Genomic DNA, 15,647 nt, shown 5'->3' with positions numbered 1-15,647 from the left:
AGACGAAAACGGTATTTTAGTCTATAATTGTGTGGTATTTGACTGGTGAGTGTGAGCTAGTACTATTGTATAAAAAAAAGCTATTCTATTTAAAGAATAGCCATTTTGAGCAAATAGTTTTACAATAATCAAAGGTTTTTACTCCATGCCTCAAAAAGTATTAGTTGTTTATCTGTAGGGTTTACCATTTTTCTAATCTCAATACTGTTGCCTTTGCCAGAGTAATTAAGACCAATTTTTCCTAAGTATTCTTTGTTAGGAAGTGGTTCTGCGTTTTCGATATAGTCATGAATGAAATCGGCAATCTCTGGATAAGTCATGTGCACTAAATCATTGAAAAAGTTTTTCTCAGAAATGGGCTTGCCTTTGCCATATTTATCTACCAACTCAAGCATAACTTCTCTCAGGCCTCTTTTTCCATTAGAAAGCTCTAAAAGCCTAATATCTAAGTAAGCGGCTACTAATGCACCTTTATAATAGATGTTTCCGTATTGCTTTGCTCCATCTTCGTTAAAAGATTCTTTAGCAATTCTGGCAAGGCTCCAGCTTTTATCAAAGTAGTTTTCGCTGATAAGTATTTTTTGGCGGATACTATTTTTGATGTATTCGTCAAAGTCAACCACGCCACCTCTGTACAAGAGGATATTTGAAGCCCACTCGGTTACACCTTCATATAGCCAAAGGTGCTGAGAAGGAGTAGGTTCTACAAAATTGAATGATTCTATAATTTCAGAATGAATGTTTAGCGGTGTTACGATATGAAAAAACTCATGAGAGGCTATATCTGTAACTTGCTTCATGTAGGCTTCTGTAGGCTCATTTTCTGTTAGCACATATTCCGAACTGTAAGAATGCTCCCATGCACCAGTTTGTCCGTCAGGGTTTTGCAAAAAGTAATATAAGAAGGTATAGTTTTCTACAGGTAACTTTATTAAAAACTTGTTTGATGCGTCTAGCATGTCCTTCATGTTTTCTAATAAGGCTGCTGATGTGAATTTACCTTTCTCAGAATAAGTAAATATTCTAATTGGAGTATCTGCTACTTGTGTTTCAGCATATGTTAAATTTCCCGTTAGAATAGGGGAGTCTACAGCGTGGTCAAAGGAGTTTGCCCAGTAGTATCCGTCCTTTTTTTCTAAAGCAGTTCCCGTTTTCCAGCCTTCTCTTTGATTTACTTTTATTTTAATCGGATTACTTTGTAAGCCTTCAAAGTAGCCTAACATGGTGTGCGTATTAATAAGTGCATGGTCGTTTTCTATACTACTTCCACACATCATATATACGGGATATGATGCCACCTCTGTGTCAAAAGTTTCCGCTACTTTGTATTGAATACTTTGAACTTTGTGAGGTTTAGAAATGATATACTGGTTAGGAGCATTATAAGTGACTTTTATCTCTTTCCCTTTTTTGTTAAAGGCTTTAAAGTCGCTAACAAATCGTCCTATGTTTTGCGTTTGGTAAGTGCCTGGTGCTGTTGCCGAAAACTGGTAAATGTTGTTTTCTTTTGATAAGGTTTGTTCTAAGTCTACGGAAACATAAAAAGTGTCAGTATTCTGAGTGACATCTATTTCAAAGTTGATGGCGGTCTGGGAAAAAAGAGGGCCTGCAAAAAGTAGAAGTACGAGTGTTTTAAATGAGTTCATTTAATCGAATTATTGTAGTATGTTGATTTTTGAATGTACAAAAGTGATGATTTTTAATAAAAAAATGGCAGGTAAGTGCTGAAGTATGCCATTATACTTAGCTATTTGCGTTTATTTTATAGAAATAAGCCGTTTAGGGATAGAACTTTCTTTTTGTAAAGGCGTTCTTATAAACGAAAAGTGGTTCTTTGTTTGAGTCTTTTTTGGAAGAAAATATTATATGAAATACAAGTTTATTCTGATAGCAGTTTTATTAGGTTCTATGGCTTTGAGGTTTTCTCAACCCGTAGCATTTAAGACTTTTACTGCAGACGAAGGTGATGTTTATTTGAAGGCGAGTTTTTCGCAAGAAGCTCATCTTAACGAGCTTTTAAACCTAGGAGAGAATGCGTCTTTTACAGCCGCTTTTGAAGAAAAGTTTAGAGAAGATTTTGATGCGAGTTTACAATATGAAAATATTAAGACGGTCAATGTAGACGAATGGGAACTGACATTGTTTGACAAAAGAAATGCTCAGATGAGTTTTTTGAAAAACTATGAGGCTTATGACCAGCTTTCAGGTGAGTTTGTTGATTTAGTGCAAGCCAATATTAATTATAACTACTGGCACCTTTTATTAGCTTACTCTATCAATAACAGCAATAGTAATACTGGTTTAAAACAAGTGACTTCATTGCCACGTATAATGACATTGAGTTTAGACCCACAAAGAATTAATAATCCCAAGCGGATGCTTTCTAAAAGCTATAGAGCTTTCTTGCCGTATTTTGTGACTTATTTTAATTCAGAAGCCAATAATTTTGAAAAGTATGCTGATGGCGTTTTGTCTATGAAAGATAAAGCAGAATATGCCACTAAATATCTAAAAGGTGATGTGTTAGATTATACATTAACAGAGCTTATTGAGACTAGTCATAAAACTTTAAGTAGTTCTTCTTTTAGGTATTGGACTAGTCAGATTTACTGTCAAAATCTTCAGGAGTATCTCTCAGAAAGTTTTTTTAGTGATGTGGTAGCAGCAGAAGCAGAAAGAGCTGAGCAACTGGCTAAAGTAGAAGAGTCGAAAAAAGGAGGAAACTTACCTTCAATAATGGATTTAGATGATAAGGCTTTTACTTTTGAAAAATATAAAGGAAAAGTTATTTATGTTGACTTTTGGGCTAGCTGGTGTGGGCCATGTAGAAAAGAGTTTCCTGCGAGCCGAGCTATGCATGAAAGCCTGAGCTCAAAACAAAAAAAGGACATTGTTTTTCTATATATATCTATAGATGAAGATTTGGAGAAATGGCGTGGAGCTGTTGAGAAATTGGGTTTAGAGGAGTTTGGTGAAAACGGCCATTCTTACGAAGTCTCTGGCAGATATAAGGTTTCAAGTATCCCTAGATATATGATTATCGACAAAAAAGGAAATTTGGTAAACGATAAGGCACCTAGACCAAGCAGTTCTGAAACTTTGCCCGCATTATTGGAGTTACTTTAATAGTTAAAAATTAAGCTTTTTTCTACTTTTACTATCTAGATAAAGAATTGATATATGTTTAAGATAATTTTAGTTGTTTTCCTGATTATAGCATTTGTACCACCGGTTAGGAGGTTCTTGTTTTGGCTCATTGTGGGTAAGCAAATGGTGAATGAACAAAAAAGAGCTAATAAAAGCAGCCAGCCTCAGGGGAAAAAGGACGGTCAAATAAATGTAGATTACGTGCCAAAGGATACGCAAGAAAAAGGCTTTAAAGGTGGTCAGTATGTTGACTATGAAGAGGTAGATTAATTTTTTTTGTCTTCAAATTTATAACTAGAAGCGTCCATTAGAATGTTCAAGAAGTTTTTTAGGGTAACTGCTTTACCTCCCTATGTTGATTTAGCTATTTTTATTCTACGTGTAGGTGTGGGCTTTTTAATGATTCCACATGGTTACTCTAAACTGAGTAGGGTGCTAAGTGGAGAATATGGTTTTGGAGACCCAATAGGAATTGGCGAAGTGCCTTCTCTTTTACTTACCATTTTTGCAGAGCTTTTCTGTTCTATATTAGTTTTGCTTGGGCTATTTACTAGGCCAGCCTTGGCTATTCTGATATTCACTATGGTAGTGGCCGTTTTTCTAGTGAATTTAAGTAAGGGTTTGAGCGGAATGGAAAAGGGCTTACTCTTCTTAATTCCTTATATCTCTTTATACATCTGGGGGCCAGGAAGGTACTCTTTAGATTATTACATTTTCGGTAAAAAGAGGAGGTAAGCAGCTTTTGTTAAATTAGCTCCAGATAAAAGGATTTCTTACATTTTTGTAAGCTACTATCTCCATCGAGATAGTTCCAAAAGAGAAATCTATTTCTAATCTGATTGGAACACGATTCTCATCATCAGAAACTAATATTCTTATAGCGTTATCGCCTTCAAATAACTCGTTCTTAGGTAAGATTGGATTTAGTTTCAATACATTCATTTTTCCGAACTTTGTTTTCACTACGTCCTTACCTGCGTATTTAACCTGCATATTGTACAGTTCATCATCAAAAAATAGAGGAGCCTTAACGCTTTGCCCTATTTTCATTTTAGAAAAATCTACTGTACGCAAATAGTAGTAGCCAGATATTACATCCTGAACATAGTCAGGGATTTTGTATTCTGTAACTTCTTCTTTTTCAAACTTCTTTACCTTATTACTATTATGGTCAAACGTGAATGTTTGGTCTCTTGAATAAGTATTCTCTCTAGCACTGTATTCAAACTTGTGAGGGATAAAAGCGGTGGTGTCAATAAAAGACCTATACATATTACTTACTTTCCATAAGCTCGCTAATCCGGCAGTTTTACCTATAACATTTACTCTATAGCAAGGTCTGTTATTAACTGAGAATATTTTAGAATGGACATCTACTTTAGCCTGGCCAATAGTCAGGAAGCCATATTTTACTTTATACGTGTATTTCTCGCCAGCTTGAAAACTATGATTTTCCACTGACCTAAGTACTCCTTTGCCTACAAAGGCATAAAGAGCTACACTCATTAAAATTACAATTAATATGACGGGTCTTTTTATCATCTTCCTAAGCTCTGAAATTTACTTTTTAAATGCGATAAATATTCTTTAAAGTTATTGTTAAACTTTGATTTTAATTCCTCCTCAAAGTCATTTTGTTTTCCTTGGTATGTTCTATAAGCCGTGAAGTATGCATTGTTTATAGTGCCTCTTCCTCGATACTTATATTTGGGATTTGAAGAGAGTGAATCAGCCGATAGCATAATCTCGTCAATCAAATCATATTTTAAACTATCCTTCTTAATAGACGCCATTTCAGGGGTAAAGGTTTGAAATAGGCTATCAAGTTTTTCTGTTCCGTAAGCAATATGTTCTGAAAATCGCTCATAAAATACCTTAGAGGCTTTATATTTTTCTATCTCTTTTGCTCCTTTACCATATTTGCTTTGTAGAAATAACAATGCTCCTTGGTCACCAACAAAATCTGCAAGGTTTTCGTTAAATTCTAAATCATTTTTTACAAAAAGTGTTCCATGTGTAAGTTCATGAATGATTAAGGCTGCTAATGAGCCTTCGTCTCTTTCTAACATACTGCTCAAAATGGGGTCTGAGAGGTAGCCTAAGGTACTCCATGCTGAGACTTCAGCAACACGAACATCAAAACCTTCTTGTTTTAATTCAGTTACTTCATTTTGTGTAATTTCTTTCTCAAAGTGCCCTTTGTATGCAAATTCGCCGGCTATAGGAAATTTCCATTTCTTGTTTTCTAAGTCATACGGTGGGCATGCGGTAATTACCCGAAGTATAGGTTGGCCATGTTGCTCATAATAATCTTGGTAACTGGTACTAGGCTTTAAGCCTAAAGAATCTACAGTAAACTTTTTGATTTCTTGAATCAGCTCAATCTTGGCTTTCAAGCTGTCAGGGAAAGTATTGTCGGCCAATACCTCTTCTATAGGCGTAGTATTTAATATGATTTTCAGTTGACCTTTAGCTTGTCTTAAACCATAATTTACTTCTTGAAAGTAAAAAAGATAGAATGCTAGGCAGGCCGCCAGAAGTAGAAGAGCAGTGGTTTTGATAGTTTTTTTCATAAAAAAAGAGCAGGAGAAAATCTCCTACTCTTTAAACGCTTTCCTAATAATGATTATTTATTGATTGCTCAATTGTTTATTCTTTTGCCTCTTTCCCTAAGACAATTTCGTCTTTTCCAGAAATGGCATCTTTAATTTTTTTCTCTAATTCTTCTAAAAGCTCTGGCGTGTCTTTGATAAGATTTTTGACAGAGTCTCTTCCTTGACCTAATCTATCTTCTTTGTATGAGAACCAAGAACCAGATTTCTTTATGATGTCTAAGTCTACACCTAAATCTAGGATTTCCCCTGCTTTAGATACACCTTCTCCATACATGATGTCAAACTCAACCACCTTAAACGGAGGAGCCATCTTGTTTTTTACCACTTTAACTCTAGTACGGTTACCTACTATTTCGGCGTCAGAGTTTTTGATTTGGCCAATTCTTCTAATATCTAATCTTACAGAAGAGTAAAATTTAAGAGCATTACCACCAGTGGTAGTCTCAGGAGAACCAAACATTACACCAATCTTATCTCTCAATTGGTTAATGAAAATACAAGTACAGCCTGTTTTGTTGATTGTTCCTGTAAGCTTACGAAGAGCCTGCGACATCAATCTAGCTTGAAGTCCCATTTTGCTGTCTCCCATATCGCCTTCTAATTCAGCTTTAGGTACCAAAGCAGCTACAGAATCCACTACGCATATGTCAATGGCTCCTGATGAAATCAAATGCTCTGCAATTTCTAAGGCCTGCTCTCCATAATCTGGTTGAGAGATTAATAAGTTGGCCGTGTCAATTCCTAGTTTCTCAGCATACAAACGGTCAAAAGCGTGCTCAGCATCTATAAAAGCAGCTATTCCGCCAGCCTTTTGTGCTTCAGCTATAGCGTGTAACGCTAGGGTGGTCTTACCAGAAGATTCTGGTCCGTAAATTTCTACAACTCTTCCTCGAGGGAAACCATTTATGCCCAATGCTAAATCAAGACCTAAAGAACCAGTAGGGATAGTGGGTACATCAGAAACCTTAGTATCACTAAGTCTCATGACGGTACCTTTTCCAAATGCTTTGTCTAATTTATCGATGGTGGTTTGAAGAATCTTTAAGCGTTCCTTATTTTCGGACATTGGTAATATATTTAGAGTTCTAGGAATTTCTTTTTGTCTGCCACAAAGATATTGTATCCTTGCACAATTTACTAGCAATGAATAGCTAATAAATTTAGCAATAGATTTACTTCGTTGATATTGAGTTATTTGTATTGCTTGTTTTAGCTAAAATTTTTACCAATGCTTGGTTTTAATTTATGCAAAGCAACGTTGCTTAAGTCTTAGTCATCCAAAAGGGACGTATTCTTTTGAAATAAAACAGTCAAAATACGTTTATTATAAAATCATATCTATAACCCATGAAAAACAATCTCTTCTTTTTACTTCTAATTGCTCTCATAGGAGTTTTTACAAATCCATCTTTAGAGAAGCATCAAGCCGCTGTAGCTGAAAAAGTGAATGAATTGGGAAATGTGAATGGCGAGGTGGATGGTGACACTTTGAAAAAACTAGGTGCTTTACTGGGAGAGGCCATTGGCTTAAATACTATGGAGAAGTATTTAAATAATAATGTTAAGGTGGAAGACCTAAAAGTTATCTCACTTACTAAACTTAAAATTAATGGCACTTATAAGACCGTGGGTATAGGTGCTTTTGGCAAGGTTTTTCTTTTTGACGACGTCAAATCTTATATAGATGAGAAACTAGATGGGCTGAAAGAATAAATCGGTCTTAAATCTTCAAGCACCTTGTACATCTTTTTCTATCTTTGCGGATTGAAAAAATAGAAAAGGATGCTCATATCATATAATACGCTAAAAAAACTCATTGATTTTCCTCAAAATCCCGAAGAACTTTCGGCCCTATTAACTTCCACAGGATTGGAAGTAGAGGGTTTGGAAGAAAAACTGCCTGTGCCAGGTGGTTTGAAAGGACTAGTCTTAGGAAAGGTTGAAACTTGTGAGCAGCATCCCAATGCGGATAAACTAAAATGCACAACAGTTAATATTGGTACCGAAAACTTATTAAACATTGTTTGCGGAGCTCCAAATGTAGCAGCAGGTCAAACAGTGATAGTGGCTACGGTAGGCACCACACTTTACCCTAGTGACGGCGATAGTTTTGTAATCAAGAAATCGAAAATTAGAGGAGAAGCTTCTGAAGGCATGTTATGTGCCGAAGACGAAATAGGCTTAGGAAAAGGTCATGATGGCATTTTGGTATTAGATACCGATTTACCTGTTGGAACACCTGCAGCTACTTATTTTAATATGGAGTCTGACTACGCCATTGAAATTGGTTTGACACCAAACAGGGCAGATGCAGCTTCTCACTTTGGTACCGCGAGAGATATTAAGGCTGTTACTGGTGCTCCTGTAAACTTGCCAGATGTATCTGGTTTTGCTTTAGGCAATGCATCTGCTACTATTGATTTAGTGGTGGAAGATGCTCAGGGGTGTCCAAGATTCTGTGGTTTAGAAATAAAGAATGTTGAAATAAAAGAGTCGCCAGATTGGCTCAAAGGATTTTTAACCACCATCGGTGTCAATAGCATCAATAATTTGGTGGATATCTCAAATTACATTTGCCACTTTTTGGGTCAACCAATGCACATTTATGATGCAGACAAAATTGCAGGCAATAAAATTATAGTTAAGACACCTGAAAAGGGAACAACTGTAACAACTTTAGATGGCGTAGAAAGAAAACTTTCTGGCGAAGATTTGGCCATTTGTGATACTGAAGGGCCTATTGGTCTTGCTGGTGTTTTTGGTGGAGATAATTCAGGTGTGTCAAATAGCACTAAGAATGTGTTTTTAGAGGTAGCGTATTTTCATCCTGATAGAGTTCGTAAAACGGCTACTACGCACAGTTTAAAAACTGATGCTAGCTTTAGATACGAGCGAGGAACTGACCCAGAAATGCCGGGTTATGCTATTAAATTAGCAGCACTTATGGTTTTAGAACTTTCTGGTGGTGAAGTGGCTGATAAGTCTTTTGACCTTTATCCGGTTAAGGTTCCTAATCATGAGGTGGATGTCAAGTTTAAGAATATTGACCGCCTTTTAGGTAAAACCTTACCACAAGGCTTAATCAAAGAAATTCTTCAAAAACTAGATATTAAAATAGTAGAAGAAAATAATCAAGGCATGAGCCTTTCTGTACCAGCTTATAGGGTTGATGTAACTAGAGAAGCTGATGTGGTAGAGGAGATTTTGAGAATTTATGGCTTTGATAACATAGCCTTGTCAGAAAAACTTTCGTCTGATTATCTTTCTGATTTTAGAGAGGTGGTTCCTGAAACGCAAAGCTTAAAGATTTCAGAATTATTGGCAGCAAATGGTTTTTATGAAATTCAAACCTTGTCAATAGTAAAGCCGTCTCAAAATGCCGTTTTAAATGAAGAAGAGGGCTCTCAAGTTACATTATTGAATCCGCTGACAGAAGACCTTTCCGAAATGAGAAACAGCTTGCTTTTCTCTGGATTACAAACGCTTGCTTATAACATCAACAGGAGAAGTAAGGACTTGAAAGTTTTTGAGTTTGGCAGAGTCTATGGTAAAAAGGAATCGGATGGTAATGTTAGTTACTTTGACCAATCAAAGTTGGGACTATGGGTTACTGGAAACAAATTGTCTGAATCTTGGCAGCAGAAATCTGAAAAGGTGACGTTTTTTGACCTTAAAAACGAGGTTTCAAAAATATTCGCAACCATGAGGTTATCTGGTTTAGGGAGCAAAGAATCTGAGTCAGGCCTATTTGATTATGGCATTGACCTTACCTTAAATAATAAGGTAGTGGCTAGTATCGGGCAAGTAAAGGCTTCTCATTTGAAGTTTGCAGATTTGAAACAAGAAGTTTTCTATGCTGAGATTGATTGGGCTTATGTTTTGAAGAAGTATTCTTACAAAGTCACATTTAGCGAAATATCTAAATTCCCAGATGTAAGAAGAGATTTGTCTTTAGTGGTGGATAAAGCTGTGAGTTTTACTCAAATAAAAGATTTGGCTATGAAGTCAGATAAGAAGCTGCTTAAAGAAGTAAATGTTTTTGATGTTTATGAGGGTGATAAGCTTGGAGAAGGCAAGAAGTCTTATTCGGTGAGTTTTATCTTACGTGATACAGAGAAAACCCTTCAAGATAAGGTAATTGATAAAACTATGAGTAAATTAATCTATACCTTCGAAAATCAGCTGGGTGCTGAAATAAGAAGGTGATAAACACTTCTTTGAAAAGAGGTGTTTTATAGCTCTCAATTTTATATTTGAATGGAATCTGAAAAGCAATATTACCAAGAGAATGCCATGATGTTTGCTCGCCTAGAAGAGTTGGCGGGTAAAGTGGATGGGCGTATTGCTAAGGTCAGAACTTTTGAACAGAAAATTATTGGCTTAGAGTTTGAACTAAAAAAAGTAAAAGAAGAAAGAGACGACCTGAAAAGCCGATTGGCTTTTGTGAAAAAACATCAAGCGAAAGTGAAAGATGTTCCGAGTGAATTGGAGGGCTTAAGTGCTGAAAATTTTACTATTAGGAATAAAATCGCTAAGATTGTAACGGATATAGAAGGTGAGGAGGTAAGTGAAGAAGGAATTAGAGAATTAATCCAAACTCTAATAAGCGAAATAGACGATTGTATAAGCTTATTGAAGTGATAAATATGTTTTTGCTTACTAATAATGGAGTCGGAAAAGATAAATGCGAATATTAGAATTAACGGAGAACCTATTCCGTTTTTGCTTTCGCCCGAAGAAGAACCCTATTTTAGAGAAGCTGCTATTAAAATAAATGACCGCCTTGCTGTACTTCATAATAAGTACGGTGCAGTGGCAAACTTTGAGGACTTGCTTTCTACCGTTGCGGTAGAGGCCATGGTGGATGCTTTACAAGCTCACAAAAACTATGAGAGGCTCCGAAACGAAGTTAATGGTAGATTAGAGCAAATTGATAACCGGTTAGACGGCTAAATTCTCCCTTTTTTTAATTTCCTTTCTTTAATATTCAATCAACGAATTATTAAAAAAAAGAATTAATGTCAGAATATTTATTGTTAATCGTAGGCATCATAGGAGGCCTAGTAGCAGGATACTTTATAGGGCAGTCGCTACTAAAAAAGACCACTAAAAATCAAGAAGAAGAAGCTGCAAGAAAAGCCGAGAGCATTCTCAGAGATGCCGAGTCTAATGCCCAGAGTATTAAAAGAGATGCTGAATCTAAAGCAGAAAGTATTAAACGTGATAGAAAGTTAGAGGCTAAAGAGCATTTCTTGAAATTGAAAGAGGAGTTTGAAGAAACTACCAATAACAAGAAAAATATCATTATTCAAAACGAGCAAAAGGTAAGAACGCTTCAGCAGCAGGCGGCTTCCTTAATGGAGAAGAATAAAAGAGAAGAGTCTGAACTTCAAAGTCAAAAAGATAAAGTAGCCAATCAATTAGAAGTAGCTACCAAAAGACAAGAAGAGGCTGATAAGCAATTAAGCTTACACGTACAGCAGCTAGAAAAAATTGCAGGATTATCTGCAGACCAAGCCAAAGAACAATTAATGGATGCACTTAAAGCAGAAGCAGAATCTAATGCATCTGCCTATGTGAAACAATCCATAGAAGAGGCTAAGCTTTCTGCTACCAAAGAAGCAAAGAAAATTGTTATCCAGACTATTCAAAGAACTGCCGCTGAGCAGGCAATTGAAAACTGTGTGTCAGTTTTTAATATTGAAAGTGACGAAATCAAAGGAAAGATTATTGGTAGAGAAGGAAGAAACATTAGAGCTTTAGAAGCTGCTACTGGTGCAGAGATAATTGTGGATGACACGCCGGAAGCTATCGTTATTTCTAGTTTTGACCCAGTAAGAAGAGAAGTTACCAGACTTTCTTTACACAGATTAGTGACTGATGGCAGAATTCACCCTGCAAGAATTGAGGAGGTAGTGAATAAAACTAGAAAAGAAATTGACAACGAAATTATTGAGATAGGAGAGAAAACGGTGCTAGACCTTGGAATTCATGGCTTGCATCCAGAGCTTATCAAAATGGTAGGTCGAATGAGATTCCGATCGTCTTACGGTCAAAACTTACTGCAACACTCTAGAGAAGTGGCTAAGCTTTGTGCTACCATGGCAGCTGAAATGGGTATGAAAGTTAAGTTGGCTAAAAGAGCAGGTTTACTTCACGATATTGGAAAAGTTTACCAAGAAGAGTCTGATTTACCTCACGCTATCTTGGGTATGGAACTTGCCAAAAAATATAAAGAGAACCCAGAGGTATGTAATGCCATAGGTGCTCACCATGATGAGATAGAAATGACTTCTTTAATATCTCCAGTGATTCAGGTTTGTGATGCCATCAGTGGTTCAAGACCGGGAGCTAGACGTGAGATGATGGATTCTTATGTTCAGCGTTTAAGAGACCTAGAAGATTTAGCTCTTGACTTTAAAGGAGTAGAGAAGTGTTACGCTATTCAAGCCGGTAGAGAGTTAAGAGTAATAGTGGATGCAGAAAATGTAAATGACGAAACAGCGAGTATGATGTCGTTTAATATCTCTCAAAAAATTGAAAAAGAAATGCAGTATCCTGGTCAAATCAAAGTAACGGTAATTCGTGAAATGAGAGCCGTGGCTTATGCTAAATAGACAAAATCTTCGTTATTAGCAGGTGAACTGTTAATGGAATCTTAAAGCACCTATATTTTGGGTGCTTTTTGTTTGGGCGGGCAACCTTTTATCGAATTCTAACATCTAAAAATCATACAAAGAATTGGAAACGTTTAAATTATATAGATTATGAAAAAGCTACTTTTTATCGCATCAGCATTAGTTATTGGTTTTAGCTCTTGCAGAGGACCTGCAGGATATGATGGACTTGATGGAGCACCAGGACCAGCTGGACAAGATGGTGGATTGGTATATGCGTCAGCCATTGAACTTTTAATTGATTTTACTCCTGATAATGATTACACGCATTTAGAGGCTTATGGTTTTGATGTCTATCCGGCAGATGTGCCATTAATTTATATAAATTGGGAGAGTGATTCAGACGGAACGCCTATTTGGAGACCACTGAATCAAACAGCTTATTTAGATCAAGGTATTTTAACTTACGAATATGATTTCACGCAAGGTGATTTTTCTATTTTCTTAGGTGGTAATATTGCTGATTTATCTACGGTAGATGGTGCGTATTTAAATGACCAACTTTTCAGAGTGGTGGTAGTTCCTGCTGAGTTTTTAGAAACAGCAAGGTTGAAGTCTAAGTCTTATGAGGCTATCACTGCCGCATTCGGTCTTGAAGAAAAAGATTTTATAAAAAGAGATTTGACACTATAATTTTATAGCAATCTTATTTTGAGCCGCCTAATCTAGTGATTGGGCGGCTTTTCTTTTTTCTAATGCACTATTAGTATAGCTTTGATTAAGAATAAAAAAATATGAAAAGAATACTGCTTCTTCTCCTTCTAGGATTTCCAGCTTTGGCTCAAGTTTCGTCTAATTTACCTTTGGTTTATATTGATACCGAAGGGAAACAAATAGTAGATGAGCCAAAAGTAATGGCAAAAATGAAGTTGGTATATAATGGAGAAGGTCAACGAAATACGCCTAATGGAACAGCTGTTTATGATGGTAATATAGGCATAGAATACCGAGGCTCTTCTTCGCAATCTTTCCCTAAAAAGCCTTTTGGTTTTGAGACATGGGATGAAGCAGGTGAGGATATTAACTTTGGTTTCTTTGGATGGCCAGAAGAAAGCGATTGGATACTTTACCCATCTTATAATGAGAAAAGTTTGATTCATAATGTGCTTACACTACGCATGGCGGAGCAAATGGGGCTTTACAGTAGCAGAACCAAATATGTAGAACTTTACCTCAATGGAAGCTATGAAGGTGTTTATGTTTTCATGGAGAAGGTAAAAAGAGATAAGGGCAGAGTAGATATTTCAAAGCTAGAGCCAGATGAAGAATCAGGAGAAGACTTGACGGGAGGTTATATTATCAAAATTGATAAAAATACAGGCTCTAATAATGGAAGTTGGACCTCAAAATACTCCAACCAACCTAGCGGAGCTTTTAAACCTTCGGAGTTTTTCTACGAATATCCAAAAGACATTACCAGTATTCAAAGAGACTATATTCAAACCTATGTTGATAATTTCGAAGATGCCTTGCAGTCAGAGAATTTTGCCGATTCGGCTACAGGATACCAGCAGTGTATAGATATGCAATCTTTTGTGCTCATGACCATAGTAAATGAGGTTGCAAAAAATGTAGATGGCTATAGGATTAGCACCTTTTTGTATAAAAACAAGAATGAAAAGCTAAAGCTAGGGCCGCCATGGGATTACGATATTAGTTATGGCAATGCCAATTACTGTAACGGTTCTTCTTATCAAGGCTTTTCTTATAATTTTAATAATTACTGCCCAGATGACACTTGGCAGGTGCCTTTTTGGTGGCAAAGGTTTTTGAGCGATGTTAATTTTGTGAGAGCGTATAGAAATACCTATGACGAACTTCGTTCAAACGGGATTTTAGAAGAAAGTAAATTGCTCGGTTTAGTAGACGAACTGGCAAATGAAATAAGAGAAGCCCAAGGTCGAAATTTTATAAGATGGCCCATTTTAAGCAAATATGTTTGGCCACAGCCGCAACCTGCTCCAGCGACATGGCAGGGCGAAGTAGACGAATTGAAAAAGTGGATTCCTTTAAGACTACAATGGTTAGACCAGAATATACCAGATGAAATGAAAGTACTTTCTGCAGAGAAGGGTTTAGACTTTAATGTAAGAGCATATCCTAACCCTTATATTTCGTCAGTTAGTATTGAGATTATTTCAGAGAAAGAGACTCAGGCTAGTGTGAGCTTAATAGACCTTTTGGGTAGGGAAATTAAGACACAAGATTTTGATTTAGAAAAAGGCCAAAATCAATTAAATCTTAATTTCCCTGAAAACCATTCTTCTCAAACACTTCAATTATTAAAAGTTAAAGTAGGAGAGAAAGAAGTGATTCATAGAATGGTTCAAAAATAGCAATATTAGATTGAGCTCCATAGGAGCGTAATATTGGCTCATACGAGTCAAAATCATGTCAAACGTTTCTTTAGATAGTCATTCCGCCATCTGCGGTGAATACTGCTCCTGTAGTGAAAGAAGATGCGTCAGAAGCTAAATATAGAGCCAGTGCACCTATCTCGTCTACAGTACCTATTCTAGAAATAGGCATGTGCTTGGTAAACCTTTTCATGATGTCTTCGTTTTGCCATAAGGCTTGAGAAAACTTAGTTTTTATTAAGCCTGGGCAAATAGTATTTACTCTAATACCATCTGTTCCCCATTCTTTTGCTAGCACTTTAGTAAGCATATTAAGGGAGGCTTTACTTACCGAGTACATGCCTAAGCCAGGGTCTGGTGTAAGGGCAGCCACGCTGCTTACATTTATGATGCTTCCGCCACCACGGCTTTTCATAGAGGCATGAACCATCTTAGAAAACTCAAAAGGAGCTTTCACATTAAGGGCCATTATTTTGTCAAAGGCATCGCCATCACAGTCTAATGATGGGCCAAAAACTGGGTTAGTAGCAGCATTGTTTACTAAGATATCTACACCGCCAAATTTCTCTATGGTTTGGTCTAAAAGGTTTTGTAGTTGTGCCATATCGCCTGCATGAGCAGCTATAGGAAGTACTTCTGCACCACTTTCTTTTCTGATGCTTTCGGCTACTTCATCCAGCACGTCTTGCTTGCGGCTGCTGATAACTACTTTGGCTCCGTGAGCCGCAAAAAAACGAGCCATAGATTCTCCAATGCCTTTGCTGGCTCCGGTGATGATGGCTACTTTTCCGTTGAGGTCAAATGCGTTTTTGTAATTCATAGGGTGTTATATTGTTGATGTAAGTAAAATA

15 protein-coding genes are annotated in these 15,647 nt (G+C 36.6%); 10 read left to right on the top strand and 5 right to left on the bottom strand.

The genetic code is table 11. The features are described from left to right. Positions 1-128 precede the first annotated feature (128 nt). Entirely contained in the window at positions 129-1,646 is a 1,518-nt protein-coding gene (locus AC0L6O_RS14900) for a M61 family metallopeptidase (protein WP_473303449.1), read from the bottom strand. Between the two features lie 220 nt (positions 1,647-1,866). Between AC0L6O_RS14900 and AC0L6O_RS14895 the strand changes: the two genes are divergently transcribed. Genes AC0L6O_RS14895 through AC0L6O_RS14885 form a run of 3 tightly spaced genes read left to right on the top strand, consistent with a single transcriptional unit; the run spans position 1,867 to position 3,882 of the window. Continuing rightward, a complete protein-coding gene (locus tag AC0L6O_RS14895; protein WP_473303447.1) occupies positions 1,867-3,126 on the top strand; it encodes a TlpA family protein disulfide reductase in 1,260 nt (419 codons plus the stop codon). Positions 3,127-3,180: 54 nt separating this feature from the next. Beyond that, the gene (locus AC0L6O_RS14890) at positions 3,181-3,417 is read left to right on the top strand and encodes a DUF4834 domain-containing protein (RefSeq protein WP_473303445.1); all 237 of its coding nucleotides are present in this window, start codon (positions 3,181-3,183) and stop codon (positions 3,415-3,417) included. A gap of 42 nt (positions 3,418-3,459) precedes the next feature. Beyond that, positions 3,460-3,882 carry a DoxX family protein gene (locus AC0L6O_RS14885; protein WP_473303444.1) on the top strand — a complete coding sequence of 141 codons (423 nt, stop codon included), beginning with the start codon at positions 3,460-3,462 and terminating at the stop codon, positions 3,880-3,882. A 15-nt stretch (positions 3,883-3,897) separates the two neighbouring features. Here AC0L6O_RS14885 and AC0L6O_RS14880 read toward each other — a convergent pair whose 3' ends face one another. From AC0L6O_RS14880 to recA, 3 genes are all read right to left on the bottom strand, one after another. Beyond that, positions 3,898-4,653: a DUF3108 domain-containing protein gene (locus AC0L6O_RS14880; protein WP_473303442.1), complete on the bottom strand. Its 756-nt coding sequence runs from the start codon at positions 4,651-4,653 to the stop codon at positions 3,898-3,900. Positions 4,654-4,685: 32 nt separating this feature from the next. Continuing rightward, on the bottom strand, positions 4,686-5,720 hold the full coding sequence (locus AC0L6O_RS14875) for an aminopeptidase (protein ID WP_473303441.1): 1,035 nt from the start codon (positions 5,718-5,720) through the stop codon (positions 4,686-4,688). 76 nt (positions 5,721-5,796) lie between these two features. After that, positions 5,797-6,828, bottom strand: a complete 1,032-nt coding sequence (recA, locus tag AC0L6O_RS14870) for a recombinase RecA (RefSeq protein WP_473303440.1) — start codon at positions 6,826-6,828, stop codon at positions 5,797-5,799. A gap of 281 nt (positions 6,829-7,109) precedes the next feature. Between recA and AC0L6O_RS14865 the strand changes: the two genes are divergently transcribed. The 7 genes from AC0L6O_RS14865 to AC0L6O_RS14835 all read left to right on the top strand — a co-directional run bounded on the left by AC0L6O_RS14865 (position 7,110) and on the right by AC0L6O_RS14835 (position 14,775). Continuing rightward, complete coding sequence (locus AC0L6O_RS14865) at positions 7,110-7,475, top strand: hypothetical protein (RefSeq protein WP_473303439.1); 366 nt, start codon at positions 7,110-7,112, stop codon at positions 7,473-7,475. 69 nt (positions 7,476-7,544) lie between these two features. After that, positions 7,545-9,968 carry a phenylalanine--tRNA ligase subunit beta gene (gene pheT / locus AC0L6O_RS14860; protein ID WP_473303438.1) on the top strand — a complete coding sequence of 808 codons (2,424 nt, stop codon included), beginning with the start codon at positions 7,545-7,547 and terminating at the stop codon, positions 9,966-9,968. A 51-nt stretch (positions 9,969-10,019) separates the two neighbouring features. Next, positions 10,020-10,403: a hypothetical protein gene (locus AC0L6O_RS14855; protein ID WP_473303437.1), complete on the top strand. Its 384-nt coding sequence runs from the start codon at positions 10,020-10,022 to the stop codon at positions 10,401-10,403. Between the two features lie 24 nt (positions 10,404-10,427). Then, the gene (locus AC0L6O_RS14850) at positions 10,428-10,715 is read left to right on the top strand and encodes a cell division protein ZapA (RefSeq protein WP_473303435.1); all 288 of its coding nucleotides are present in this window, start codon (positions 10,428-10,430) and stop codon (positions 10,713-10,715) included. Positions 10,716-10,780: 65 nt separating this feature from the next. Continuing rightward, on the top strand, positions 10,781-12,379 hold the full coding sequence (gene rny, locus AC0L6O_RS14845) for a ribonuclease Y (RefSeq protein ID WP_473303433.1): 1,599 nt from the start codon (positions 10,781-10,783) through the stop codon (positions 12,377-12,379). Positions 12,380-12,529: 150 nt separating this feature from the next. Continuing rightward, positions 12,530-13,072, top strand: a complete 543-nt coding sequence (locus tag AC0L6O_RS14840; protein WP_473303432.1) for a hypothetical protein — start codon at positions 12,530-12,532, stop codon at positions 13,070-13,072. A 101-nt stretch (positions 13,073-13,173) separates the two neighbouring features. Continuing rightward, positions 13,174-14,775 (top strand): CotH kinase family protein, encoded by a 1,602-nt coding sequence (locus tag AC0L6O_RS14835; RefSeq protein WP_473303430.1) that lies wholly within the window; start codon positions 13,174-13,176, stop codon positions 14,773-14,775. A 70-nt stretch (positions 14,776-14,845) separates the two neighbouring features. Here the strand turns inward: AC0L6O_RS14835 and AC0L6O_RS14830 are convergent, their stop codons facing one another. After that, the gene (locus AC0L6O_RS14830) at positions 14,846-15,616 is read right to left on the bottom strand and encodes a glucose 1-dehydrogenase (RefSeq protein WP_473303429.1); all 771 of its coding nucleotides are present in this window, start codon (positions 15,614-15,616) and stop codon (positions 14,846-14,848) included. Between the last annotated feature and the right edge of the window lie 31 nt (positions 15,617-15,647).

The organism is Arcticibacterium sp. GJ41-1, from assembly GCF_055808875.1.
This window is presented reverse-complemented; position numbering and strand designations above follow the sequence as displayed.

Bases quoted from the DNA above. Each gene is read 5' to 3' on its own strand.
- AC0L6O_RS14900 (WP_473303449.1), bottom strand. From the start codon at position 1,646: ATGAACTCATTTAAAACACTCGTACTTCTACTTTTTGCAGGCCCTCTT.
- AC0L6O_RS14895 (WP_473303447.1), top strand. From the start codon at position 1,867: ATGAAATACAAGTTTATTCTGATAGCAGTTTTATTAGGTTCTATGGCT.
- AC0L6O_RS14890 (WP_473303445.1), top strand. From the start codon at position 3,181: ATGTTTAAGATAATTTTAGTTGTTTTCCTGATTATAGCATTTGTACCA.
- AC0L6O_RS14885 (WP_473303444.1), top strand. From the start codon at position 3,460: ATGTTCAAGAAGTTTTTTAGGGTAACTGCTTTACCTCCCTATGTTGAT.
- AC0L6O_RS14880 (WP_473303442.1), bottom strand. From the start codon at position 4,653: ATGAGTGTAGCTCTTTATGCCTTTGTAGGCAAAGGAGTACTTAGGTCA.
- AC0L6O_RS14875 (WP_473303441.1), bottom strand. From the start codon at position 5,720: ATGAAAAAAACTATCAAAACCACTGCTCTTCTACTTCTGGCGGCCTGC.
- recA (WP_473303440.1), bottom strand. From the start codon at position 6,828: ATGTCCGAAAATAAGGAACGCTTAAAGATTCTTCAAACCACCATCGAT.
- AC0L6O_RS14865 (WP_473303439.1), top strand. From the start codon at position 7,110: ATGAAAAACAATCTCTTCTTTTTACTTCTAATTGCTCTCATAGGAGTT.
- pheT (WP_473303438.1), top strand. From the start codon at position 7,545: ATGCTCATATCATATAATACGCTAAAAAAACTCATTGATTTTCCTCAA.
- AC0L6O_RS14855 (WP_473303437.1), top strand. From the start codon at position 10,020: ATGGAATCTGAAAAGCAATATTACCAAGAGAATGCCATGATGTTTGCT.
- AC0L6O_RS14850 (WP_473303435.1), top strand. From the start codon at position 10,428: ATGGAGTCGGAAAAGATAAATGCGAATATTAGAATTAACGGAGAACCT.
- rny (WP_473303433.1), top strand. From the start codon at position 10,781: ATGTCAGAATATTTATTGTTAATCGTAGGCATCATAGGAGGCCTAGTA.
- AC0L6O_RS14840 (WP_473303432.1), top strand. From the start codon at position 12,530: ATGAAAAAGCTACTTTTTATCGCATCAGCATTAGTTATTGGTTTTAGC.
- AC0L6O_RS14835 (WP_473303430.1), top strand. From the start codon at position 13,174: ATGAAAAGAATACTGCTTCTTCTCCTTCTAGGATTTCCAGCTTTGGCT.
- AC0L6O_RS14830 (WP_473303429.1), bottom strand. From the start codon at position 15,616: ATGAATTACAAAAACGCATTTGACCTCAACGGAAAAGTAGCCATCATC.